The organism is Membranihabitans marinus (assembly GCF_021729155.1).
In the GTDB taxonomy this organism is placed as follows: Bacteria; Bacteroidota; Bacteroidia; order Chitinophagales; family Saprospiraceae; genus Membranihabitans; species Membranihabitans marinus.
In genome coordinates, this window is the sequence record NZ_JAJQYA010000038.1 from 15,783 (window position 1) to 39,814 (window position 24,032).

Here is a 24,032-nt window from a genome sequence, read left to right on the forward strand (position 1 = left end):
GTCTGATTGTTATATTGTGAATAGGTGGAGAGGTGTTTTGATAAATTGGATATAACCATAACAATATGAACTTAATTAAGAGAGTAATCAGTCGAAATATGTCGGCGCCGAAGGTGATTGGGCTATTGTTGGTCACCAACATCGTCTATATGATTATGTTGTTTTACTCCATCCCCAAAGTTATGGAGAGTAGTGGAGGGATGAAAATACTAGATATGATGCCTTCGGGATATTCACCGGACTACATTAGGTCTTTATTTTCTGCCTTGGGGGAGAATGGTCGTCGTGATTATTTGTTGAGCCAGATCCCTTGGGATATGATTTATCCAGGACTTTTTGCCATTAGTTATGCATGGTTAATGGGATATTTACTCTATAGATTGGGCAAACTCGATGGTCCATGGCGGTATTTTTGTATACTTCCCATAATAGCTGGTACGGCGGATTATTTAGAAAATATTTGCATTATTTTATTATTGAATTCATACCCTAATTTGTCGACCTCTACCATGTCGGCAAGTCATTTTTTTACCATTGTTAAAAGTATGGTAACTACCTTATTTTTTCTTGGATTTATGATGGTTATTGTCCTCTTTATTGTTCAGGCTTTTCGGAAGAAGAATAATGAGAAACCTATCGGGTGAAGGAGTACGACCGAATTTAATTCGTATAATTAAACTAGTAATACTAAATACATTTGTCATTACAGATGAAAATATAACTACTTATGAACAATTTCATAGATAATATTAATCGATCAAATTTTATTGCAAAATGAAAAAAATACTGTCCTATCAACGGGCTATTAAGAGTTGTTTGGCAATCCTGGGATTATTGGTTTGCTTTCATTTATCAATATTGATAGCCATGATTTTTTTTGATTTTCTACCTCTTGATTTTCTGTGGGGCGGGCGCTTAAAAACATATTCAGAACTGCGTAATTTTGAAATTATCTCTCTTTTAGTATCCCTCTTGTTTTTTGTATTGGTATGGATGAGATCTCGTGGGGAGAAATACCGTAAATATCAGCGATATTTGAAGGTTGCCATGTTTGTACTGAGCGGTTATTTTTGTCTAAATACCCTAGGCAATCTTTTGGCAGTGACTCATTTTGAGAGGATATTTTCTGTAGTGACCTTGGTTTTAGCATTGTTGTTGTGGCGTATAGCGATTGAACCTATTCCGACTAAGGTGGTTTTGTAGACCAACCTTATATTGAGATAAACAAGATTTTATCTCCTTATGTCCAATAACGGTAGGAGGAAATTATATGGGAATTACTAGCTAAAACAAATGATCGAATATCATAAAGCAAAATTCAGAAACGAAGAGATCATATCTTTTCATTCCCTGTAATAATATAATAGGATAGATTGGGCAAAAAGTGTGACAAATCCATGACCATCACCATACATGGTGTCATTCAATTCACATCAATCATTGAATTTGATAGAAAAATGATGTTTGCTGACGATATACTCGGTAATCTAATATTAATACAAATTTCATGGCATATCCACCCCCTAACCCCCGCCAGCGGGGGACATAAGAGATGCTGGGCAAAAAGTGTGACAAATCCATGACCATCGCCATACATGGTGTCATTCAATTCACATCAATCATTGAATTTGATAGAAAAATGTTGTTTGCTGACGATAGAAATGAATTCCCTCGTCCCTTCAGGACTTTTTTCTAGGAAGGCATCCTTTTCATAGGGTTTCACCCTATGCTATTAGACTACGTCCTTTCAGGACTTTTCTCTTGTTATATTAGATTGGTTTGCCCAACGCCAGTGGCTAAACCCTAACGAATTACGGGGTAATCACGCCATTTTGTAGAGGCATGACCGAATGCAGCTCAAAGAGCCAAATGCCTACTAAAGGCATTTGATGAGGGAACCGAGGGATTATTCCCTCGGATGGGTGAGGTGTATTGGCATCAAACAAAATTGATTTGGCGGACTTTTTGCATTGTCAATCTTCAGACACGAAGAGATCATTTCTTTTCATTCCCTGTAATGATATAATAGGATAGATTGGGCAAAAAGTGTGACAAATCCATAAGGATCACCATACATGGTGTCATTCAATTCACATCAATCATTGAATTTGATAGATAAATGATGTTTGCTGTAGATTTACGGGGCAGTCACGCCTCGGCGCAATGGCCTCGGTTCCTTCATCCCCAGCCCTCCCGAAACGCGGAGGTTTCGGCTCCTTCATCAGATGGACATTTAGTCCATCTGGTAGACCTATTGGTCTACTTATTTCAGTCGTATTTAATCAATTGGGTTGCACTTCGTGCAACTGCATTCAGTCATCCCGCCAGCGGGGAACATAAGAGATGCTGGGCAAAAAGTGTGACAAATCCATAAGGATCACCATACATGGTGTCATTCAATTCACATCAATCATTGAATTTGATGGTAAAATGTTGTTTGCTGACCATATACCGTGTTATCACACCACCCCGTAAAGACAGGACTGAAAGATTACCTTAAATTATTAATGTAATTCGTATCACTCATCGTGAGGCTATTTTTTTAAAGGAGAATGCCTATTTGTTGGGTTGTTTTTACGTTGTGCAAATATTTATTTGCTATATTGCTCTGATGCCTTATGTTAATCATGGGTTATTTGTATATTAATAGCCGCGATTACAATGAAAATTTCCAAAAAATTAATTGTCATGATGAAATTTATATATACCACTGCATTGTTCTTTACATTTAATGTGGTGGCATTAATTGCTCAAACCAATCACCATACCGAAGACTACCTTTCTCTGAGTTGGGATTATGTGGCTAGCAAAATGCCAGCAGAGTGGTATAGTTCCGCTCAAGCTCTTGCAGTAGCAGACAATTTGTTGGTGGCGCAAAAAGATGTCGGTGGCTGGCCGAAAAATCAGCCTTTTCACCATGAATTCACCGATGAACAGAAGTCTGATTTCTATTCGGGAAAATCCGAAATTGGGGCCACATTTGACAATGGAGCAACCATTACCGAATTGCGTTTTTTGGCCAAGGTTTTCAGTCATCACAAATACCATGAATATCGAAAAGCTATTGAAAATGGCATAGAATATATTTTGGAGGCACAATACGAAAACGGGGGTTGGCCTCAGTTTTTTCCCTCTAGGCGTGCAGATGAGGTAACCTATTCTGACCATATCACCTACAACGATAATGCCATGGTGAATATCATGTATTTTTTAAGAGATATTATCGAGGACGCTAAAGATTTAAAAGAATTGCGTTTAAATCCATTTGTAAAACGCAGAGTGCAGCAGGCCTATGACTTGGGTATAGAATGTATACTGAATACACAGATTGTCGACCGCGGCCAACCTACGGTATGGTGCGCTCAGCACGATGCAGTAACCTTGGCTCCAGCCAAAGCCAGAAGCTATGAGTTGGAGTCGTTTAGTGGGGCCGAATCTATTCGAATTATCAAGTTTTTAATGAGTATCGATCAACCATCAGATAGGATTGTCGCCGCCATAGATGGAGCTATTCAATGGTTGGAAGATGTTAAAATAGAGGGAGTGAAGGTGGAAAAAATAAGGAATAAGGATGGAGAATTAGATCGATTTGTTTTTAGCGATCCCAATGCCAAACCATTATTGGCCAGATTCTATGATTTGAAAACCCGTAAACCTTTTTTCTGCGATAGAGATGGAGTCAAAAAGCACAGGTTAGCTGATATTGGTTATGAGAGAAGGAATGGCTATAGTTGGTATACTTCCTATCCGAGTGAATTGGTGAGTGAATGGAAAAATAGACCATAAATCGGCTAAATATAAGACTATGAAGATCAAATGTTGCCTGTATGAGGAAGGAAATGGTGGAATAGGTGATATTTTGAAGTAAATTGTTGTCGTTGAATATTTGTAAGTAAATTAAAATCAGGCGTCATGGCATATGATAGGCATTTAGCGGACAAGATTACCTTGTATATGGAACGTAAAAAGGTAAATTTTTATGAAAAAGAAATGATGGGAGGAATAACTTGGATGGTGGATGAAAAGATGAGTATTGGCATTTTCAAAGGGGGATTAATGGCTCGGGTAGGTATTGAAAATTTTGATGAATTGGTACAAAAACCAGGTGCTTCACAAATGATCAATGGCAGTCGTCCCATGAAAGGATATCTAACTATAACTGAAGAGGGATTTGATATGGATAAAGATTTAGAATTTTGGATCGAAAAATGTCTTGAATTTAATCCAAAAGCAAAATCGAGTAAAAAGAAGAAAAAATCCTAATCATTACAATTGACTATGGTGATAGGAATAAAAATATGGGCAGTGACAGGGATTAAAGGACGTTGTCTACCCACAGAACTGCTTGAAATATCTAGGTGTTAATTATGGAGGAATATAATAAGGCCGATATTCTCGAATATCGACGACAAGTAGAAGTAGGACAAATTCAAAGAGGGTATAGACAACTTATGGATTATTTGGCGTCTTTAAGAACTGAACTTATCCATCGATATCCCGAAGATTATGTAGTGGGTAATTTGTATCAAGGGTATATGGATATGAGTTATTTTTCATTTACCCCTAAGGATTTTAAACCCAAGGGATTGAAATTGGCCATAGTCTTTAACCACAGGGCTTGGCGATTCGAAGTATGGTTGGTCGCTAGAAATAAAAACTATCAACGCAAATATTGGCAGGACTTAAAAAAACGCAATTTTAATATATTTCCACTCTGTCTGGATCCTCAACACGCCATTATCCAATATTTCTTGGTGGAAAATCCCAATTTTTCTAAAAAAGATGAATTAACCGATACCATTGATAAGAGCCTCGTACTGTTTGTGGAAGAAATACATCACAGTATGGGAGATTTACAACATGGATAAGATAATTAGAATAAAAATACAAATATGAAAAACGCTGTTAATTGGTTTGAAATACCAGTAAAGGACTTTGATAAAGCAAAAGAATTCTATGAGACAATATTGGGGAAGGAGATGCAGGTGATGGAAATGGCCGGAATGAAGTCGGCTTTTTTTGCAGCAGATCTCCAAAATGGGATAGGTGGATGTATCGTTCAATCCCAAGGATATGAGCCATCGATGAAAGGTTCTTTAATCTATCTCAATGGGGGAGAGGATTTGAGTGGCCCACTTTCCAAAGTAGAGGCTGCTGGAGGAGAGGTTTTGCTTCCTAAGACATCGATTGGAGCCAACGGTTTTATGGCTCATTTTAAAGATTGTGAGGGGAATAAGGTGGGATTACATTCGGAGAAATAGACTTCGAAGATCTTGGGAATTAGGGCGGACAATGGCATCAATGGGGTATAGGTATAAATCAATTGATGATTTATTAACCTATTTTTTAATTATATTTTTTACTACATTTTCGTATAATTATATTTATAAACTCTGAATAGAGTGGGGAGTTATGGAATAGACTTTTATAGAAATTGAAGTAAAATATTAGAATATGACTAGAGATTCCTATTTGGATGCTAGCCAAGAGGCAGGCATTGAATTTTACAGAAGGGGCATTAAAGGCGAAGTAGTAATGCTCAATTTATTAAAATTTGCAGAGGTGGCAGATTATAGTCAATCTCCTAAATTGGCAAATCAATCGCCTCGGTCCGGTCAAGAAGCCTATCAATTGTATATGGATCATACCATGCCATTTTTAGAAAAAGCCGGCAGTGAAGTGTTGTTTTATGGCAAAGCGGGACCTTTTCTCATTGGCCCAGCAGCAGAAGATTGGGATGCTGTATTGTTGGTGAAACATGCCAGTGTGGCTGCATTTATGGAATTTGCCCAAAACGAGGAATATTTAAAAGGAGTAGGTCATCGCAATGCTGCGCTCGTCGATTCAAGATTGTTGCCCATTGAGGAATTGTCATTTCCATAAAACGGCCTTGGATATAATATTTAAGTCAATGCTAGGTTTAATACGAATTACATTTATAATTGACGGTAATCTTTCGATTTATTAGAAGTTTTACTTCGTTTAAAATACTCGCCGTAGCTACGGCTATGCCTGTGTTTTTAGCCTCGTCAAACTTCAAATACTCTCAAAATCTTTTCCGTCATTATAAAATGTAATTCGTATAATACTTTATCGAATACCTATATTTATTTCAAATAGTATTATAGAATAGATAGCTAACCGCAGTGAAAGAATTTGAATTATTAAGGCATTATTATAAACCGGTTCAGCCTACCATATTGGCCACCGATGAATGGGTGTCTTACCATGAAATACTGCCTCAGCCCAGTTTGCAAAATTCGATTTATTGTTTTTGGCAGCTCAAGACGACGAAGCCCCTATCTAATCCCTTTGTATATAGAGTGGTCGCCGATGGGTGCATCGATATTTTTTTTGACAATACCTGTCCGGAGGAGAGTTTTGTCATGGGGTTTTGTAAAAAATATACTGCATTTCCACTACAGCCTTCCTTTGACTATATAGGGATTCGATTTTTCCCTTCTATGCTGCCTCAAATTTTTAATGTAAATGCATCTGAATGGAGTAATAAAACAGTGGAATTGGCCAGTGTTTTACCTCAAATTTCAACGGCTTTAAAACAAAGACTTTCTGGAGGTCAGGATTTTGTCGCCGTCACTGAAGCATTGAATCAAATCTTTTATGAGGCACTGGCGGTAGCCGACCTCAAATACGATATGCGATTCTATGAAGCCCTGCACCTCATCTTAAAGAAATACGGGGTAGTAGAAACCGAATCCGATCTAAACACCGGCTTAAGTAATCGTCAAATGAGGAGGATTTTTAACCAATATATAGGTACATCACCCAAAACTTTTAGCAAAGTGATCCGGTTTCAAAATATTCTTCACGCCAAACCTTCTGCTCAAAGTTTAAAGCACAATAAATTGTTTTACGGTTTAGGCTACTATGATCAAGCTCATTTTATCAAGGATTTTAAAAGTCTATACGGTGTCACTCCTATGCAGGCCTTTCGGTAAAATGTCCGATTTTTACAATGGTAGACTGATTCCCCCATTTAACTTTGAAGTATAAATGTATTTCGTATAAATCCACCTTGATGGCGGTTTAGGAATTCGATAAGGTTGGATGAATACCAAATGCATTTGGTAAAATAATTGATAATTTAAATTTTATGTAAAATTAAAACCACTTAAAGATGAAGTTAAATGCAGGAATTGTAACCGAGAAATTAGAAGAAACTAAGAATTTTTATATCAAAGAATTAAATTTTGGGGTCAGCTTCGAAAATGAGTTCTATTTGCTGTTGCACAATGAAAATAAACAGGCAGAACTCGCTTTTTTAAAACCTCACCATCCCAGTCAACAACCCATTTTTCAACAACCATTTAGTGGGCAAGGAATGTTCTTGACTATCGAAGTCGACGATGTCGATCGCTATTACCAGAAATTCCAGGAGAGAGGGATTCCCATTGAGGTGAGTTTGCGCGATGAAGCTTGGGGAGATCGACATTTTTCCATTGTCGATCCCAATGGTATCGGAATTGATATTGTGTCTTATACAGCGCCGGAAGAGAGCTGAATATAACGATGAATCATTTTAAATATCTTTGATCTTAATTGGGGGAATATTGGAAGGCTGATCAATCGAAGTCCAATATTCCCTCGACTTATAACCTACACTTTCATTGGTTGTAGTCAGCCTGGTCCAATTAGGACGTAGGGAAAATCTACGGTAAATCTACGGAAAATCTCAAGCTGGCCCAAGGCTAACATTTATTTCTTGACCTGGTATAGAGATTAGTGGAAAATCCCGATCCAGCCTTTACCTAACACTCCAATGGATGGAATCATATTATTAGGTTGCTATTCCAGACCATAGAATTGGTGGTAATCATTTTTCAACTTGTAGAATTGTAAAATATTGATTAAATTTAGGATTGAAATATTTTTCATCCCAATACTTTATTGCGGTGAGAGATATCGATCAAATCTATCCCCAATAGACTTATACGAAATACATTTCGTATAGAATACCGTGATCGTGAAGCCGACTCTATATATGTCTCATTCGGTCATGTGTTGGATTCATTATCCTCGTAATTTTAATTGGTTATTTTAAGACTTATACCGAAGGTTACGAAGTATACTGAACCATGAACTTTTTGAAGACAAAGTATTTTTTATTGCACATTTTACAATGAAGTTGTCCTCGGTGATTTCCATTTTTATATTCTAAAATTTTGGAATTAGTTAAGGGCGAATCTAATAATAAAGGCATAAGGTATCATTCGTATTAGATGTCCAAGACCGACTTTATTGTAATTATTATATCACTTTAGTAAACATTGACCCAATGAAGTATGCGACGCAATATTATATCAAATTTTTTATCCTAACTGCGGTTAGTTATTTTATCATTTCATGGTTGTTTGACATAGTGCTGGCCAATGAAATAAATTTTTTGGTATTGATGATATCCTCTATCGTTTTTGGAATATTACTATCATTGATATTGGGCTTTGTGTATCAATCAGATATTAAATCATTGAGTATGAAAGATCCAGTGGCCGCAGAATTATCTGCCAATCAGGGGCTTCGGATTAGTTCGCATTACAATTTGATGACATTAAAAGAAAAATTGCAATCTAATCCCCTAACTCAGTCCATGAAAATAATTGATAACGAGAATGAAATTCAGTTAAAAGTGAAGTCGACATGGAAATCATGGGGTGAAAAGATAAAAATAGATCTTCTAACCCAAAGTGATGAGGGATACTTATATCGTTTGACTAATAATTCAAAATGGTATTCTATGGTTAATTTCAATAAAAACTATAAAAACTTTCTCCTATTAAAAGATATTCTTTCTGCATAGCTTTCGAAGTTGTTTGAATGATATAGATAAATCTGTCTTTGAAATAAAATCCAGATGTCGAGGTTTTATACTGTATCAATATATAATTAGAAAATTGGAATTGCAACCATAGTAGACCAAGACCAGTGCAGTGTAATATATCGATATCGAATTTCCTCAATATATATTATAGGGGAGTTATTTTTACAATCACATTTTTATCTATCTTTGATTTATATGAAAAGTAAGATACTGGAAGATTTAAACATGCATAGGCGCAATAATAAAAAGTGCTTTGCTTTGTTGATCGACCCCGATAAATTGGGGAGTTCAGATTTAGATTTATTGATCGGTCAAATTAGATTATATCCAGTTGATTATATTTTTATGGGGGGAAGTCTAATGGTTCAAAACAATATGGATATTTGTATAGAAAAGATCCAATCTCAACTATCCATTCCCATTATTATATTTCCAGGAGATACCTATCAGCTGTCTCGTCATGCCGATGCCGTCTTATTGTTGTCCCTAATATCGGGACGCAATCCCGAATTGTTGATTGGTAAGCAGGTTATTGCTGCTCCATATCTGAAGCAGAGCAATCTAGAAATTTTACCGACAGGATATATGTTGATTGACGGTGGTAAGCCCAATTCTGTATCCTATATGAGCAATACTTTTCCCATCCCGAGAGACAAAGAAGATATAGCGGCCTGTACGGCACTGGCGGGGGAACAACTGGGTTTGAAGATTATATATCTGGATGCCGGTAGCGGAGCCTTGGACTCCATCCCTGTATCAATGGTTAAGCGAGTGAGACAAGAAATCGACCTGCCCATCATTGTCGGTGGAGGCATTCGAAGTGCAGAACAAGCCATTGACATCTGTAGAGCCGGAGCTGATATAATTGTAGTAGGCAATGCCATTGAAAGTAATCCAGAGTTTTTAAAGGAAATGTCCACTGCGATGGAAATTTTAAACGATAAAATTTCACTACCAAAATAGAATATGAAGGAGGGTGTGGTAATAAAATCAACCGGTAGCTGGTATACGGTTTCAGTGAATGAGGAATTGTATCAATGCAGGATAAAAGGGAAGTTTCGATTAGATGGACAAAAATTGACCAATCCTGTGGCCGTAGGCGATAAGGTAATGATAGAAATAGAGAATGTAGAGGAAGAGAGTGGAGTCATTGTTTCTATTTTGGAACGAAAAAATTATATTTTACGTCAAAGTCCGCGAAAGAAGCATTTTATGCATTTGATGGCGGCCAATATTGACCAAGCCATCCTTATCGTAACTATTAAAAATCCTGAACTAAAGCCGGGATTTATCGATCGATTTTTATTGGTAACCGAGCCACATAATATACCAGTTGTCATCGTATTCAATAAGTCGGATTTGTATTCTGCTGAAGATTTAGAGGTCTTGGAAGTCTTGGAAGAAGTCTATCAACAGATCGGATATCAAACCATGGCCGTCTCTGCAAAGACAGGTAATGGAATGGATCAATTGAAGGAAGCCCTACTGAATAAGACATCGGTGATAAGTGGTCAATCCGGAGTAGGTAAAAGTTCTATTCTCAATTATCTCGCCCCAGAATTGACACTGCGAGAGGGGGATTTGTCCGATTATTCGGGCAAAGGTCAACATACTACTACATTTGCAGAGATGTACAGCCCTGATTTCAAAGAAAATACCCATGCGGGCTCTACCAAATTTATCGATACTCCAGGGATAAAGACCTTGGGATTTAACAACTTAGAGGTTCAGGATGTAGCTCATAATTTTAGAGAGTTTTTTGTTTATTCTCAACAATGTCGATTTTCGAATTGCGTCCATCGCCAAGAACCGGGTTGTGCCGTTAAAGAAGCCATAGAAAATGGTTATATCTCTGTCATTAGATACGATAATTATTTGGCCATTTTAGACGAAATAGAAGATCAAAACTATTGGGAGCGACATACCCATTATTGAAAAATCCTATAGTTTGCCTTTAAGGATCTGTATAATTTGTTCCCTGTCCCAGTAAGCGTAGATGATGAGGGGGATGAAGAAAAATACTATGCGCATTGCCATCCACCATCCAGAGTCAAATGTCGAGTGATGCCATAATATTTCATATATCAAATACGATCCAAAGGTGAGAAACAGAATAAAGCCAATTTTGGGAAATTCAATCGCGAATGGATAGTGTTTTCTACCCATAATAAAACTAATGACTGTCATAGCGGCGTAGCAAAGAAGGGTGGTAAAGGCCGAACCCATATATCCGATTATGGGAATCAATACAATATTGCCCACAATGGTAATGGCCGCTCCTATCAATGATATCACCATTCCATAATGGGTCTTATCGGTTAATTTATACCAAACACTGAGATTGTAATAAATGCCCAAAAACAGATTGGCCAACAGGATGACAGGTGTTACCCAATAGCCGGATTTGTAGTCGGGTTTGTCCAGCATAAAATCCTGAAGCCAAGGAAGGGTAAGACCGACGGCTAAAAAACCAAAGGCCGTAAAAATTGTGTAATAGGTGGTGATTTTGCCGTAAAGAATGTTGGAGTCGGATTTGTATTGTTGTTGGAAGAAGAAGGGTTCTGCAGCATAGCGGAAAGCCTGGGTAAACAGGGCAATAAACATGGCTATTTTATAATTTCCGGAGTAAATACCGATGATCTCATAGACGGTTTCACTGTCATAGGGTAGTATTTTGCGCAGAAATATTCGATCTGTGGTTTCATTGATGATACCCGCCAATCCCACGATGGTCAATGGCAGGGAATACTTAAGCATTTTCTTGATGATACTGATATTCAGCTCTAGGACAAAAGACTTCCACTGGGACCACAACAGGATAAAGGCAAAAAAACTAGAAGCGACATTGGCGCCAAATAGATAAGCCATATTGTGCTCGGGACGATAGATTTTTTCAAATCCGGTATATCCCGCATCGATGAGGGCTGGGCAGATCTTAAATAAAAAGACAATGATAAAGACGTTGACCAATATCATGGTGATTTTGATAAAGGCAAAACGACGAGGTCTACTCTCCAATCTCAGTTTGGCAAAAGGAATTTCATTGATGGCATCAAATAGTAATATGATGGCCAACATCTGGACAAATGGACTATAAGACAGTGGTAGTCCAAGTACGGCGGCTATCGGTGTAGCAAATACAAATATCAATCCACTCAATATCATCGAAAGTCCAGCAATCACTATAAGGGATTGACTGTAGTGACTATTTTCTTTGCTCGGATTTTTTTCAAACCTAAAATAGGCCGTTTCCAATCTTAAGGTATACATGACAAAGGCAACGGCTACGAAGGAATAGAGATAACTATAACTCCCAAACTCGGCAACAGACAGCGCTCCGGTGATTATGGGAAAAAGTAAAATATTGATGGCACGTCCTACCATGCTGCTCAGTCCATACCACATGGTATCGCTTGCGAGTCGTTTTATTGTTGCCATAGAATTTTCTGATCTGTGAACCAAATGCGAAGATAGTATTTCGTTTTAAAAGATAAGGATTCTTATCTTTAGCCTTCTAAAAATTATAATAGATGACTGATTTTGAAATTTTAAAAAAAATTTCTGAGTGTCCTGGAGTACCGGGTTATGAACAAGCCATTCGGAAAATGATTATAGCTGAGATTACCGATTTAGTGGATGAAGTATATGTCGACTCTATGGGTAGTGTGATCGGGAAGAGAAAGGGAAAAGAGGCAAAGGCTGTAATGGTTACCGCCCATATGGATGAGATTGGTTTTATGGTTTCCCATATCGATGACCAAGGATTTATTAAATTCCAACCCTTGGGTGGTTTTGATCCCAAGACACTGACCTCTCAACGAGTAATTGTCCATGGCCGCGAAGATGTAATTGGGGTAATGGGGACGAAACCCATCCACATTATGAGTCCAGAGGATCGCAATAAGGCGCCTAAAATTGAAGATTATTTTATAGATACTGGTCTTAAACCAGAAGAAGTCAAGGCGAAGATAAGAGTAGGAGATACCATAACACGGGAGCGTGAACTGATTTTGATGGGAGATTGTTACAATGGTAAGTCCCTGGATAACCGGGTATCGGTCTTTATATTGATTCAATGTCTTAGGGCTTTGAAGGGTAGGGAATTGCCCTATGATGTTTATGCGGTATTTACGGTTCAAGAGGAAGTGGGCTTACGAGGTGCTATCAATGCTGCAGGTCACATTGATCCCGCATTTGGATTCAACTTAGACGTGACTATTGCATACGATGTGCCGGGCTCTCAACCTCATGAGAATGTTACTCAATTGGGTAAAGGGACGGCTATAAAAATATTAGACGGCAGTGTGATCTGCGACTATAGAATGGTGAGCTTTTTGAAAGAAGCGGCCGATGCACAAGGCATTAAATGGCAAAATGAAATATTGCCTGCAGGAGGAACGGATACGGCAGCTATTCAAAAATTTGGGAAGATGGGAGCCATTACTGGTGGAATATCAATCCCGCTTCGCAATATGCACCAAGTTATTGAGACCGTTCATATCGACGATGTCAATGCTTCCATTGAATTGCTAAAACAAGCATTGACGACTTTGGATCAGTACGACTGGTCGTTTGTGTAAAAGAAATATTTTAATTAACCGATAAATCCATAACGATGAGCTGGCTAGAAAAAGAAGAATACCTTTCGAAAACATTCGAATTTGCCGATTTTATTCAAGCTTTTGGATTTATGACAAAGGTGGCTATAATAGCGGAAAAACTCAATCACCATCCCGATTGGCGCAATGTGTACAACAAGGTTTTATTTAAATTGAGTACCCATGAAGCTGGTAATAAAGTGACCCAGAAGGATAGAGATCTTGCGGACGCCATTTCAAAGCTATATCTCGAAGAAAAATCTCAGTCGGTATAGTCTTTATAGGCTAGGGTGCAGGCGGATATTTTAGCTGAGGGATAGCGTTGATGAATGCAGATGGCAGCTTCGGAAAGAGTGATGCCGGTAGTGAGTACGTCGTCTATTAAGAGAAAATGAGGCTGTTCGGTGATGGCTAGATTCCGTCGTCGAAGCCCGAAAGCGTTTTTCATATTCTGTAATCGCTCTGTCTTATTGAGTTTGGTTTGTGATTTCGTATTCTTTTTTCGATACAGCCAATTCACGATCATTGGAATATTGGTAGATTCGGACAAGCCCTGAGTAAGAGGTATACATTGATTGTATCCTCGAGACAGTTGCTTGCGCCAGTGAATGGGGATGGGGATAAGATGGGATATTTCAAGGGATAACAATTTGGATTGAATAATGTGACCGTAGTGAAGGCCTTCGATATAGCCGATGTAATTGAGATTTTTGTATTTAAAATGGTAGATCAATTCCTTTACTTTGCTGAGATTGGGAAATCTATACTTGCAAAACACCCATTCAAAACTATAATAATCATTCATTCTTTCCATGAGGTCGCGGTGTAGGACAATGTGGGTGTCGGAATAGCGCAAATGGGCCCTGCATAATGGGCAAAGAATTTCCTCCTTCCTGTATTGTAAATCTTCAGAGCAAAATAGACAGACAGGAGGAAATAAAATATCTTGTACGCCACGCCATATATTCCATGAAGGAGTATTCATTGGAACACAGATTAAAATTGACAAAATATATCTGGTCAAATGACCAGCATTCAGTAGACTAGACGGTATGGATCTAAATCGGTATTTTTATTTTTATTATATCTCCTTTTCGATTGATGATAAGTTCTAAATTGCCTTCAGTCACAGTATCCAATTCTCGCAAGAAGTCATTGTTAGATTCCATTTTATTGGAATTCGCTGCCAAAATGATATCTCCTTTTTGGATGCCTGCTTTATCTGCTGGTCCTTCCTTGTCTACCTCGTACACAAATAAGCCATAATCGCTAGGCAACTTGTAATAGGCACTTACTTCAGGGGTAACGGGTTCCAATTCGAAACCTATATAGGGACGACCAGTGGTTTCACCGGTTATCACTTTAGGGGCCTTCCCGGAGATAATATCTTCGATTACTTGTCGAGCAATATTGATGGGAATGGCAAAAGCGTATCCAGCATAGAGTCCATCTGGAGAGGCTATGGCAGTATTGATGCCTATAAGTTCTCCGTAGGCATTGACGAGGGCTCCTCCAGAATTGCCGCGATTGACTACGGCATCGGTTTGGATAAAATCCTCGATGGCGTTTTCGCGTTCTATTATGTTGCTTCTCCCTTTGGCACTAATGATACCGGCGGTTACGGTAGAGGTTAGGTCAAATGGATTGCCTACGGCCAATACCCATTCTCCGATTTTGACATCGTCGGAGTTGCCCAATTCGATGGCATCAAACTTTTGATCTGATTCAATTTTTAATACCGCCAAGTCGACATCGGGATCTCTTCCGATGACAGTTGCCGTATATGTCATCTTATCGTTCATGGTGATTTCAAAATGGTCGGCGAATTCTATGACGTGATCATTGGTCACGATATAGCCATCTTCTTGGATGATGACTCCAGAGCCGAAACCTACCTTTGGTCCTCTAAAAGGTTCATTGAAAAAGAATCTAAAAGGATCGTTGTATCGCTGCCTGTTTTTTTCGTTGTATCGCTGCTTGGCTTTGTCTTCGCTCTCCGCCGCTTTGATATGGACTACCGTAGGCATGGCTTTGGCCGCTGCTACCGTCAGATCTCGATCCATATTTTGAGGACTCCGCTGACTGACAGGGGTCGTAGGGAAAGTAAAATCTTTTTTTATTTCTTCAATTTGTTTTGGTTTACTGGGGTGTAAATAGTGATCACCTGCCAATACCAGTAAACCACCCAAAATTCCGGCAAGAATAAATCCTCCAAATTTTTTCATAAAAACCATATTTATTTGTTCTTTTTTCAAATAATACAACTGTTACAAAGATACATTATTACATTAAAGTATACCATACATTCAATGGTAATGACGATGGTCTTGGTATACTATGATAACATTTTTTTCTGTAAAATGATTTTAGAAAAATGTAATTTGTTATTATTCAACAGGTTGGAATTTGAAGGCTTGAATTTCTTTTGGTGTAGAGAGATAGGGAATGTCTTTGCCTATGAGCAATATAGTTATTTGGTCTTGCCTGGTTTCGTTGTAAAAACTTCTGGCATAGGCAGTATGGTTCTCGTATTCTTTGGGTTTGAACCTTGCATCATTGGCCCAATTGGCGTGGAGAACGGTTGCTATAAAGATGGGATCTAGTGTATAAAAGGCTGTGGAATTACTTTCTGTATTTTCCATAACATTGGTCACCAAATGTGAAAAGTGAATAGGAGGGTGATTGGAGTTGGGGTGATATTTTACATATACAATGTTTTGTTCCCCGGCATGAGTCAATACAAGATCCCATTCATTTCCAAATAGTTGATTTTGGTTGGATAAAACATAGCCTTTAAGTGAATCTATTTCAATATTTAAGCCTACTTTTTTTACTAAACTGGAAAAATATTCGTTGAAATAAAAATCGCTATCTTTGTTTTGTGAGAAACATATTTGTGAAAGAAGTACAGCCAGGGCTGAAAGAATTATTTTATTTTTTAACCACATCATTTGTCTTTCTCACTTTCAAAGGATTATGAAATTACTTTTTTGAATATTCCAAATGAAATATTGATGAAGATAAAGAATTTTTTTGGTATTGCAATGTTTCTGTTCGCAGTGGTTTATGGCAATGCTCAAATTGTTAGTCCAGGCCAACAAACCTTGTATGGCAATGAGTGGATTGACTACGATCAGACTTATTACCGAATCCCTGTGGGGGAAGATGGTTGGAAAAAAATCAGTTACGAAGCCCTCTCCAATTTGGGGATAGAAGAAGATGAGCTATTAAGTCAAAATGTGCGATTGCATCACAATGGTGAGGAAGTTCCCGTATTTATCAGTTCCGATGGGGGATTGAATCCCGGTGATTATATATTGTTTTACGGTCAGCAAAACCGGGGCTACAATGAAGAATTTATGTTTGAGGATGTCTCCACCGAATTGCTCAATCCCGAATACAGTCTGTTTTCCGACACCAGTGTTTATTTTTTGAGTTTTGAAAGCCAAGGGATCGGGCGTCGATATTCCATATCAGAATTGAATGGCGGCATGGAACGATCTAGGGTAAATGTTATCTCTACTACCGTTTTTTCTGATCGACATTATACCGAAGCCTACTCCGGTGTTTTTGAACCCGATTTTATAGATTTAGAAGGCTATGCCAGTATTTTCCGAAAAGACAATTCAGTCAATGTTTCCATCCCGGTAAGCAATATCTCAAGCGATAGTGTAAGGATAGAAATAGGCACTGCGGGAGATATCCGAACCAGTGTATACGATGTGTATTTACAAGATAAATGGGTGACCAAGGTAGAAAACAACAGACCTCAGCAAGTAAAAAAGGTAAATTTAACCCTGTCAGCGTCAGAACTAACCTCCACTACCAAACTTCGATTGCTTTGTGAGCTTTCTACAGAACGAGCTGGCTTCTCCTATTTTAAGGCCCATTATGAAATGGATTCAGAAAAATATTCGAGTAGTCAACATCAAGTCTTTTCATTGGGAGATATTGCGGGCTTACAAGATCTGACCTTTGGAATGGAATATGCCGATGAATTGTTGTTTGATTATGTGAATGGTCGAGCTTATAGAGGTCGAATCAGTGATGATATTGTGGTGTTTACTGTCGACAATCAGCCGAATGCAGTATATGGTTTTGGCAACCATGCTGTAACAACTGAATCTATACAGCCAATAAATTTTGAAAATTATTTAATCGAGGATTTTGATTATTTAATCATTACCAATTCCGTGTTGCGGGAAGAGACCAGTGGTGGAGATGCTGTTCAGGCCTACGCCGATTATAGATCGTCTACCATTGGGGGGGGATACAAAGTGTTGATTGCCGATATCGATCAGTTGCGAGATCAGTTTATATATGGTATAGAAGGGAATCCCTACGCGATTAGAAATTTTATTCAATCTATTTCCAACAACAACCTACCCCTGCGCTTTGTCAATATTATTGGGAAAGGGGTGACCTATAGCTATGCTCGCAAGACCAGCGAATACAAGGAAGTGAAAAATACAGTGCACTTTGTCCCTACTTTTGGATATTATGGCTCGGATAACTTATTGGTTTCTGATCGGTTTAATCCTATCCCCCTATATGCTGTAGGAAGAATTCCAGTAGTGAGTCCAGATGAGATATTGACTTATCTCGAAAAGATAAAGCAGTATGAATCTGTAGTCAACCATCCAGAGAATATAGAAGACCGAAGGTGGTTGAAAAAAATATTTCATTTCAATGGAGGTGATCGCGGAATATATGCAACGATAGCCAGAACTATGGATACTGTGGGCGAAAAGATTGAACAGGATTCTTTCGCTGCCAATGTCGTTTCCTATTACAAGAGTAGTTTTGGTACAGATGAATCTCCGGAACAAGAAGAAATCTATGAGCAAATCAATGGGGGAGGAGCTCTAATATCATTTTTGGGACACAGTGCTTCATCCGCTCTGGATTTTGATATCGACAATATTGGAGAGTATGAAAATCAAGGGAAATTGCCCATTTTTGTTGCCCTAGGATGCTCGAGTGGAAATATATTTTTAAAGACCAAAAACTTATCTGAGTTATTTGTTCTCACTCCAGATATTGGATCTATTGCATTCTTAAGTACGGCGAGTTCAGAATACTTACATACGCTTCAAAATTTTGCCAATGTCTTTTACGACGAATTTGGCGGCAATATGTACGGTCAATCATTGGGGGAAATATTGGCCACTACCCATTCCAAACTGGGGTTGAGCCATAGTCATTTAATATCGGTATTTACTTTTTGTGGTGATCCAGCTCTCAAATCCTATCACGCTACAGGCCCCGATTATGCTTTTAATGAAAATTCTGCATCTATTGAGCCAGAGATCCCATCATTATTGGACGAAAAAATTGAATTGACGATTTCAGTTCAAAATTTGGGAATCAATCGCAATGATTCCATCGGTATGGCAGTAGAAGTCCAGTTGCCCAATGGTCAGCGAATAGTAGTAGATACGGTAAAGTTTGTGGCTGATGGTTACGATAATTATGTGACGATAGATATTCCGGTATTAGATAATATGGAGGGAAGGAATTTGGTTTTCTTAACTCTAGATCCCAATAAGGAAATCGCTGAATTTCCCAGTATTGGGGGAGAGCAAAACAATGTATTATACGTTGAAAATAAATTGGGGTATGAGATCTATGTTCGCAATTCAGCTCTACAACTGGTGTATCCCTACCACGAATCCATTGTGCCGACAACCGGTCCTAGTTTCGTATTTTTTAATGGGAATATAGGACAGTCAGAGGTTAATTATCTTTTAGAAATAGATAGCATTCCAACTTTTAATTCCAGTTTTAAAAAATCAATTGAAAAGTCTTCCGATTTGGCTACGGTATCCTTTGACAATCCATTGACATTTGAGGAAAACAAAGTTTACTATTGGCGAGTATCTGGAGTTTCAGATTCGCTCTTTAGTGCCACTCATTCCTTTGTATGTATCAATGGACAGACGGGATGGAACCAATCTCACTTCGGTCAATTTGCAGAGGATAGTTTGTTTCAAATGACGATTGACAATGAGGGTTTTCATTTTGAAACCATAAAAAATGAGTTGTATTTAATACACGGGCCTTTTAAGGCCGATGCTACGTACAATGCCGAGATAAGTAGGACGTATTCCCGAATGATAGGTCCTGGAATCAACGTATCTATTTTTAGACCGTCCATCAATGATTTTGTCGAGAATCCTCACCCTGGACTGTACAATAGTTATCATCCTTTAGAGAGTGATGGTATCCTTAAAACATTTTGCTTTATAGTATCTGAGGAAGATCAGAGAAGTTCACTTATCGATTTAATCAAAACAGAATCTCAACCGGGCGACCTGGTGCTAGTGTGGAATAGTACAGAAGGTGATTCCCCTCAAGGAAATACTTGGGCATTGGATTCTGTGAATCATCAGGGCGTCAATCTTTTTAATTTTTTCGAATCCAAGGGATCTAATTTAATTAGAGAATTGGAAAAAGATGATCGCAAAACTTTTACTTTTATGTATCGCGAAGGCGGGGAAGTCCTTTACGAAGGTTTGTTGAATGCCGGAGAGGCTTTTAATGATATATTGATATTCGAAGCACCTCATACCGACGCCAGTATGTCCTCCTCTTACGTATCTTATCTGGATAATATAACTGAAATATCTCTTCAGAATACCAACGGTGAAGAGAGTGATCTGGTCAAATACACAGGTGTCATTGAGGTAAGAGATGGACAGCCGCAGTCCTTAAACTATGAAAATTCAACGACTTTGAATCAGTTGGAATATGAAAATATTGATCGCTTCAGATGGGCTGCGGAGATAAGTGATTTTGCCCTTCGGTCTATTCCCAGTATTCAGCACTGGCGAGTTAGGGGGGATTACAAGATTGATTTAAGTGTCAGCAATGTTGACAAAACCCCATTGTATAGTGAAGAAGCTCTAGCTAAGCGAAAGTTATATGTGGCTTATCAACTAATCGGGATAGAGGATGTAGAAGCTGATTCTATTGAAATTGGATATGAAATCATCACCCAGAGTTATCACTGGGAACAGACCTTGGTATTGAGCACGGATGAGCTGTCTCCCTATCGAGCATTTGAAATTGATTTAGCTTCAGAAATTAATTCTGACTTTATTTTTAAGATAGTGGTAGATCCATCCAATAAGATTGATGAGGCGGTGGAATATAATAATTCAATCCTCACAGTGGTTAAGCTCAATAAAGATATTTTGGCGCCAAAAATTGAAGTGACTTTTGACAATCAATATATACTCAATCGCGATATAGTATCTCCCAAAACAGTGATTGTCGCGGAAATTGCAGAAATAGGGGAAAATAATTTAGGTCAGCCATTGGCTTTTGATTTTAGCATTCAATACCCCAATGGATCTCAAGTCAATATATTGGAGTCCGATCCCAAATTAGATGTCGACTATTTAGATGATCGTGTTGTATTGAAATATTATTCAGAATTTAGTGAGGATGGCATATATAGCCTACAATTACGAGCTAGGGATGAATACAATAATTCTGAAGATGCAGATTACAGTATTGAATTCGAAATAATCAATGAAAGTAGGATAAGTAGATTTTTGCCTTATCCCAATCCCTTTGTCAATTCCATGAGATTTGCCTATACTTTGACTGGTACTGTAGAACCCGAGTATTTTTCAATATTGATTTATACGCCGAGTGGACGTTTGGTTAAGGAAATCACCAAGCAGGAGTTTGGAACGATGAACATTGGCAGTCATTTATCGAATTATGTGTGGGATGGAAAAGATAATTACAATCAGAATCTGGCTCCAGGCATCTATTTGTATAAGGTGATTGTTCGAGATATGGAAAATTCGAATTTTACCGAACATCAGATATCGGAAGTGGATCAATATTTTAAAGACAATATTGGTAAAATTGTTAAGTTGAGATAGCGGACCATTACCATGTCCTAACAATGGTTATTCTGTACAATTGAGCCAACAATCGATAAGGGATAGGATATCTGATTTTTTATCTTCAATCGATTGTAAAAATTCTTGCATGGAAAAGACGTGCATAGATTGTATGTCTGAGATATCATTGGATACCATGGATAGAGCGGTTACGGATTTGTTCATATGACGTGCTGCGATGACTTCAGGGATGGTGGACATGCCAATGATATGAGCTCCTAATTTGTGAAAAAGTTGGTATTCGGCTTTGGTCTCCAATTGCGGACCGGACACTCCAAGATAAATGCCGGAATGCAATTGGATATGGTGATGCGCAGCAAATTTTAATAATACTTTGCGATATTTTTCATCATAGGCATCCAACATTTGCGGATATCTGGGTCCCAAGGTCGCTTCATTTTCTCCGATTAAAGGACTGGGCAAGGACCAGTTGATATGATCATCGATCAATACCAAGCTGCCTTTGGAGATTTGTGGGTCAACACTTCCCGAAGCATTGGTCAATAAAAATCTATCACATCCGCCATAGGCTAGAAGTCGAATAAGAAAGGTGATTTCTTCACCACTGTATCCTTCATAATGGTGTATTCTGCCACCGACAATCCAACAGAGTTTATGTGATATCGTAGCCAAATACAGGCCATTGTCCATGTGTGAAAGGTTGGCGACAGCATGGAATGGAAGGTCGGTTAATGGAATTTTTTTATGTATTTCAAAATCTTTAATGAGGGCTGAAAGGCCAGATCCTAGCCAAATTGCTTGCTTGGGCCATTGATTTATTCGAGTTTGGATGATGGTTTGAGCCATTTGAAGTTTTGAAATCAGTGACATATATATTTTATTTTTGGTTTTTCGTTGTTTTTCAGTACTTTTGCACTGTAGTAGGAGAGGGAACCTGGTGTTCCCTCTTTTTAATTATATAATATGGATGAAGATAAAATAAGAAAGGTTATCGAAGAAAAGATAATGGAACCTGATTTTCAAGATTGTTTTGTCACAGAGATTAAATACAATGCGGGAGGAAATTATCTAACAGTTTATATGGATAGTGATTCAGGAATGACCCTTCCTAAGTGCAAGGCTTTTAGCCGTCAAATTGAGTCGTATCTAGACGATACGTTGTTATTGGGAGAACATTATGGTTTGGATGTATCATCACCGGGATTAGATAGGCCATTGACCATGGTTCGACAATATAAAAAGAACATTGGACGAGAATTAAAAGTGGATTTAGTGGACGGACGGACCCTAATCGGAGAATTAGTGTCGGTTCAGCCAGAGGAAATTGTTTTAAATATTCAAAAATCAAAGCGAGAAGTAGCGACAGAGACCTTGTCCTTTGATGTGATTCAAAAATCATTAGTACAAATTAAATTTAAATAAAATGGTCAATTTAGTTGATACTTTTTCCGAGTTTAAGACGGGAAGGAATATAGACAGACCTACGATGGTCAGAGTGTTGGAAGATGTTTTCCGAACATTGATCAAAAAGAAATATGGATCTGATGAGAACTTCGATATCATTGTCAATACAACGAAAGGAGATTTAGAGCTGTGGAGGGTGAGACAGATTGTACCCGATGGTGAGGTGACAGATGAACAAACGGAGATATCTATTACCGAAGCCAAAAGTTTTGAAGAAGATTATGAGATAGGGGAAGAATGTTATGAACAAATTCACCTAATTGATTTTGGTCGAAGAGCTATTATGGCTGCCAGACAAACCTTGATCTCCAGAATTATGGAGCTCGAAAAAGATGATATTTTCAATAGATATCAAGAGCGTGTAGGAGAGATGATTAACGGAGAAGTGAATCAAATCTTGAAGAGAGAATTGTTGATATTTGACGATGCCACAGGATATGAACTGATATTACCCAAGAGCGATATGATTAAGGGAGATTTCTTCCGAAAAGGCGATATGGTAAAAGCAGTTGTAAAAAAAGTGGATGTGCGGAACAACAATCCCGCTGTAATTGTTTCACGTACTGACAATATGTTCTTAGAGCGATTGATGGAACAAGAAGTGCCAGAGATAGAAGATGGTTTGATTACCATTAAGAACATAGTAAGACTACCTGGAGAGCGTGCCAAAGTGGCGGTTGAGTCCTATGACGATAGAATCGATCCAGTAGGGGCATGTGTAGGGATGAAAGGATCTAGAATTCACGGTATTGTGCGTGAATTGAGAAATGAGAATATTGATATTGTAAACTTTACCAATAATACGGTATTGTTTATCCAGCGTTCACTGACGCCAGCGAAGATTACCAGTATCGATTTGGATCAAGAAAAAATGCGAGCTTCGGTATATTTGAAGCCCGATCAGGTATCATTGGCCATTGGTAGAGGAGGATATAATATTAAATTAGCCTCTAAATTGACCGGATACGAAATTGATGTATATAGAGATGTCGAAGAATTTGAAGTGGACGATGTCGACTTGGACGAATTTGTAGATGAAATAGAAGAGTGGGTAATCGATGAATTGAAAGGCATCGGTTGTGATACTGCTCGAAGCGTATTGAACTTAAGTACCGAAGAATTGGTGAGAAGGACAGACTTAGAACAAGAAACGGTAGAAGAAGTCATTAAAATATTGGAAGCTGAATTTGAAGAAGAATAAATAGGTTTTGGCTTCCACTTTTATTATTTTGCAGGATAAATATAACAAAC

The 24,032-nt window shown here is 38.2% G+C and carries 23 protein-coding genes; 17 read left to right on the forward strand and 6 right to left on the reverse strand.

From position 1 onward, the window contains the following. Nucleotides 1–65: 65 nt before the first annotated feature. On the forward strand, nt 66–644 hold the full coding sequence (locus LVD51_RS17310; protein ID WP_236972624.1) for a hypothetical protein: 579 nt from the start codon (nt 66–68) through the stop codon (nt 642–644). A 130-nt stretch (nt 645–774) separates the two neighbouring features. Beyond that, the gene (locus LVD51_RS17315; protein ID WP_236972625.1) at nt 775–1,203 is read left to right on the forward strand and encodes a hypothetical protein; all 429 of its coding nucleotides are present in this window, start codon (nt 775–777) and stop codon (nt 1,201–1,203) included. Between the two features lie 896 nt (nt 1,204–2,099). Here LVD51_RS17315 and LVD51_RS20050 read toward each other — a convergent pair. Further along, on the reverse strand, nt 2,100–2,222 hold the full coding sequence (locus LVD51_RS20050) for a hypothetical protein (protein WP_262912800.1): 123 nt from the start codon (nt 2,220–2,222) through the stop codon (nt 2,100–2,102). A gap of 466 nt (nt 2,223–2,688) precedes the next feature. Here LVD51_RS20050 and pelA point away from each other — a divergent pair, with 466 nt between their 5' ends. The 10 genes from pelA (at nt 2,689) to rsgA (ending at nt 10,774) form a co-directional block, all read left to right on the forward strand. Further along, on the forward strand, nt 2,689–3,786 hold the full coding sequence (gene pelA / locus LVD51_RS17320) for a pectate lyase (protein ID WP_236972626.1): 1,098 nt from the start codon (nt 2,689–2,691) through the stop codon (nt 3,784–3,786). A gap of 126 nt (nt 3,787–3,912) precedes the next feature. After that, nucleotides 3,913–4,263, forward strand: coding sequence for a TfoX/Sxy family protein (locus tag LVD51_RS17325; RefSeq protein ID WP_236972627.1), 351 nt, complete (start codon nt 3,913–3,915; stop codon nt 4,261–4,263). A 104-nt stretch (nt 4,264–4,367) separates the two neighbouring features. Continuing rightward, on the forward strand, nt 4,368–4,868 hold the full coding sequence (locus LVD51_RS17330; RefSeq protein ID WP_236972628.1) for a DUF7000 family protein: 501 nt from the start codon (nt 4,368–4,370) through the stop codon (nt 4,866–4,868). Nucleotides 4,869–4,892: 24 nt separating this feature from the next. Beyond that, nucleotides 4,893–5,261, forward strand: coding sequence for a VOC family protein (locus LVD51_RS17335; RefSeq protein WP_236972629.1), 369 nt, complete (start codon nt 4,893–4,895; stop codon nt 5,259–5,261). A gap of 193 nt (nt 5,262–5,454) precedes the next feature. Next, entirely contained in the window at nt 5,455–5,883 is a 429-nt protein-coding gene (locus tag LVD51_RS17340; RefSeq protein ID WP_236972630.1) for a DUF1330 domain-containing protein, read from the forward strand. Nucleotides 5,884–6,146: 263 nt separating this feature from the next. Continuing rightward, the gene (locus LVD51_RS20160; protein WP_236972631.1) at nt 6,147–6,959 is read left to right on the forward strand and encodes an AraC family transcriptional regulator; all 813 of its coding nucleotides are present in this window, start codon (nt 6,147–6,149) and stop codon (nt 6,957–6,959) included. Nucleotides 6,960–7,138: 179 nt separating this feature from the next. After that, nucleotides 7,139–7,522 (forward strand): VOC family protein, encoded by a 384-nt coding sequence (locus tag LVD51_RS17350; protein ID WP_236972632.1) that lies wholly within the window; start codon nt 7,139–7,141, stop codon nt 7,520–7,522. 774 nt (nt 7,523–8,296) lie between these two features. Then, nucleotides 8,297–8,818 (forward strand): hypothetical protein, encoded by a 522-nt coding sequence (locus tag LVD51_RS17355; RefSeq protein ID WP_236972633.1) that lies wholly within the window; start codon nt 8,297–8,299, stop codon nt 8,816–8,818. Between the two features lie 216 nt (nt 8,819–9,034). Continuing rightward, nucleotides 9,035–9,802, forward strand: a complete 768-nt coding sequence (locus LVD51_RS17360) for a geranylgeranylglyceryl/heptaprenylglyceryl phosphate synthase (protein WP_236972634.1) — start codon at nt 9,035–9,037, stop codon at nt 9,800–9,802. A 3-nt stretch (nt 9,803–9,805) separates the two neighbouring features. After that, complete coding sequence (rsgA, locus tag LVD51_RS17365) at nt 9,806–10,774, forward strand: ribosome small subunit-dependent GTPase A (protein ID WP_236972635.1); 969 nt, start codon at nt 9,806–9,808, stop codon at nt 10,772–10,774. A gap of 6 nt (nt 10,775–10,780) precedes the next feature. On the opposite strand, the gene LVD51_RS17370 is transcribed toward rsgA, so the two are convergent. Continuing rightward, nucleotides 10,781–12,277 carry a lipopolysaccharide biosynthesis protein gene (locus LVD51_RS17370; protein WP_236972636.1) on the reverse strand — a complete coding sequence of 499 codons (1,497 nt, stop codon included), beginning with the start codon at nt 12,275–12,277 and terminating at the stop codon, nt 10,781–10,783. 92 nt (nt 12,278–12,369) lie between these two features. Here LVD51_RS17370 and LVD51_RS17375 point away from each other — a divergent pair, with 92 nt between their 5' ends. After that, entirely contained in the window at nt 12,370–13,419 is a 1,050-nt protein-coding gene (locus LVD51_RS17375; protein WP_236972637.1) for a M42 family metallopeptidase, read from the forward strand. 35 nt (nt 13,420–13,454) lie between these two features. Next, nucleotides 13,455–13,712, forward strand: coding sequence for a 4a-hydroxytetrahydrobiopterin dehydratase (locus LVD51_RS17380; protein ID WP_236972638.1), 258 nt, complete (start codon nt 13,455–13,457; stop codon nt 13,710–13,712). Here the strand turns inward: LVD51_RS17380 and LVD51_RS17385 are convergent. From LVD51_RS17385 to LVD51_RS17395, 3 genes are all read right to left on the reverse strand, one after another. Beyond that, on the reverse strand, nt 13,700–14,422 hold the full coding sequence (locus LVD51_RS17385) for a ComF family protein (protein WP_236972639.1): 723 nt from the start codon (nt 14,420–14,422) through the stop codon (nt 13,700–13,702). The genes LVD51_RS17380 and LVD51_RS17385 overlap by 13 nt on opposite strands. Nucleotides 14,423–14,495: 73 nt before the next feature. Continuing rightward, nucleotides 14,496–15,662, reverse strand: a complete 1,167-nt coding sequence (locus LVD51_RS17390) for a S1C family serine protease (RefSeq protein ID WP_236972640.1) — start codon at nt 15,660–15,662, stop codon at nt 14,496–14,498. Between the two features lie 162 nt (nt 15,663–15,824). Further along, nucleotides 15,825–16,388, reverse strand: a complete 564-nt coding sequence (locus LVD51_RS17395) for a hypothetical protein (RefSeq protein ID WP_236972641.1) — start codon at nt 16,386–16,388, stop codon at nt 15,825–15,827. 63 nt (nt 16,389–16,451) lie between these two features. On the opposite strand from LVD51_RS17395, the gene porU2 reads away from it, so the two are divergent. After that, nucleotides 16,452–21,335 (forward strand): putative type IX secretion system sortase PorU2, encoded by a 4,884-nt coding sequence (gene porU2, locus LVD51_RS17400; protein WP_236972642.1) that lies wholly within the window; start codon nt 16,452–16,454, stop codon nt 21,333–21,335. A 27-nt stretch (nt 21,336–21,362) separates the two neighbouring features. Here the strand turns inward: porU2 and LVD51_RS17405 are convergent, their stop codons facing one another. Further along, nucleotides 21,363–22,187, reverse strand: coding sequence for a purine-nucleoside phosphorylase (locus tag LVD51_RS17405; protein WP_236972643.1), 825 nt, complete (start codon nt 22,185–22,187; stop codon nt 21,363–21,365). Nucleotides 22,188–22,280: 93 nt separating this feature from the next. On the opposite strand from LVD51_RS17405, the gene LVD51_RS17410 reads away from it, so the two are divergent. Continuing rightward, complete coding sequence (locus tag LVD51_RS17410; RefSeq protein ID WP_236972644.1) at nt 22,281–22,739, forward strand: ribosome maturation factor RimP; 459 nt, start codon at nt 22,281–22,283, stop codon at nt 22,737–22,739. A gap of 1 nt (nt 22,740) precedes the next feature. Then, on the forward strand, nt 22,741–23,982 hold the full coding sequence (gene nusA / locus LVD51_RS17415; protein WP_236972645.1) for a transcription termination factor NusA: 1,242 nt from the start codon (nt 22,741–22,743) through the stop codon (nt 23,980–23,982). Nucleotides 23,983–24,032: the final 50 nt, after the last annotated feature.

What these genes read in the sequence shown, in the direction of transcription:
- LVD51_RS17310 (WP_236972624.1), top strand. Translation starts at nt 66, where the DNA reads ATGAACTTAATTAAGAGAGTAATCAGTCGAAATATGTCGGCGCCGAAG.
- LVD51_RS17315 (WP_236972625.1), top strand. Translation starts at nt 775, where the DNA reads ATGAAAAAAATACTGTCCTATCAACGGGCTATTAAGAGTTGTTTGGCA.
- LVD51_RS20050 (WP_262912800.1), bottom strand. Translation starts at nt 2,222, where the DNA reads ATGAAGGAGCCGAAACCTCCGCGTTTCGGGAGGGCTGGGGATGAAGGA.
- pelA (WP_236972626.1), top strand. Translation starts at nt 2,689, where the DNA reads ATGATGAAATTTATATATACCACTGCATTGTTCTTTACATTTAATGTG.
- LVD51_RS17325 (WP_236972627.1), top strand. Translation starts at nt 3,913, where the DNA reads ATGGCATATGATAGGCATTTAGCGGACAAGATTACCTTGTATATGGAA.
- LVD51_RS17330 (WP_236972628.1), top strand. Translation starts at nt 4,368, where the DNA reads ATGGAGGAATATAATAAGGCCGATATTCTCGAATATCGACGACAAGTA.
- LVD51_RS17335 (WP_236972629.1), top strand. Translation starts at nt 4,893, where the DNA reads ATGAAAAACGCTGTTAATTGGTTTGAAATACCAGTAAAGGACTTTGAT.
- LVD51_RS17340 (WP_236972630.1), top strand. Translation starts at nt 5,455, where the DNA reads ATGACTAGAGATTCCTATTTGGATGCTAGCCAAGAGGCAGGCATTGAA.
- LVD51_RS17350 (WP_236972632.1), top strand. Translation starts at nt 7,139, where the DNA reads ATGAAGTTAAATGCAGGAATTGTAACCGAGAAATTAGAAGAAACTAAG.
- LVD51_RS17355 (WP_236972633.1), top strand. Translation starts at nt 8,297, where the DNA reads ATGAAGTATGCGACGCAATATTATATCAAATTTTTTATCCTAACTGCG.
- LVD51_RS17360 (WP_236972634.1), top strand. Translation starts at nt 9,035, where the DNA reads ATGAAAAGTAAGATACTGGAAGATTTAAACATGCATAGGCGCAATAAT.
- rsgA (WP_236972635.1), top strand. Translation starts at nt 9,806, where the DNA reads ATGAAGGAGGGTGTGGTAATAAAATCAACCGGTAGCTGGTATACGGTT.
- LVD51_RS17370 (WP_236972636.1), bottom strand. Translation starts at nt 12,277, where the DNA reads ATGGCAACAATAAAACGACTCGCAAGCGATACCATGTGGTATGGACTG.
- LVD51_RS17375 (WP_236972637.1), top strand. Translation starts at nt 12,370, where the DNA reads ATGACTGATTTTGAAATTTTAAAAAAAATTTCTGAGTGTCCTGGAGTA.
- LVD51_RS17380 (WP_236972638.1), top strand. Translation starts at nt 13,455, where the DNA reads ATGAGCTGGCTAGAAAAAGAAGAATACCTTTCGAAAACATTCGAATTT.
- LVD51_RS17385 (WP_236972639.1), bottom strand. Translation starts at nt 14,422, where the DNA reads ATGAATACTCCTTCATGGAATATATGGCGTGGCGTACAAGATATTTTA.
- LVD51_RS17390 (WP_236972640.1), bottom strand. Translation starts at nt 15,662, where the DNA reads ATGAAAAAATTTGGAGGATTTATTCTTGCCGGAATTTTGGGTGGTTTA.
- LVD51_RS17395 (WP_236972641.1), bottom strand. Translation starts at nt 16,388, where the DNA reads ATGATGTGGTTAAAAAATAAAATAATTCTTTCAGCCCTGGCTGTACTT.
- porU2 (WP_236972642.1), top strand. Translation starts at nt 16,452, where the DNA reads ATGAAGATAAAGAATTTTTTTGGTATTGCAATGTTTCTGTTCGCAGTG.
- LVD51_RS17405 (WP_236972643.1), bottom strand. Translation starts at nt 22,187, where the DNA reads ATGTCACTGATTTCAAAACTTCAAATGGCTCAAACCATCATCCAAACT.
- LVD51_RS17410 (WP_236972644.1), top strand. Translation starts at nt 22,281, where the DNA reads ATGGATGAAGATAAAATAAGAAAGGTTATCGAAGAAAAGATAATGGAA.
- nusA (WP_236972645.1), top strand. Translation starts at nt 22,741, where the DNA reads ATGGTCAATTTAGTTGATACTTTTTCCGAGTTTAAGACGGGAAGGAAT.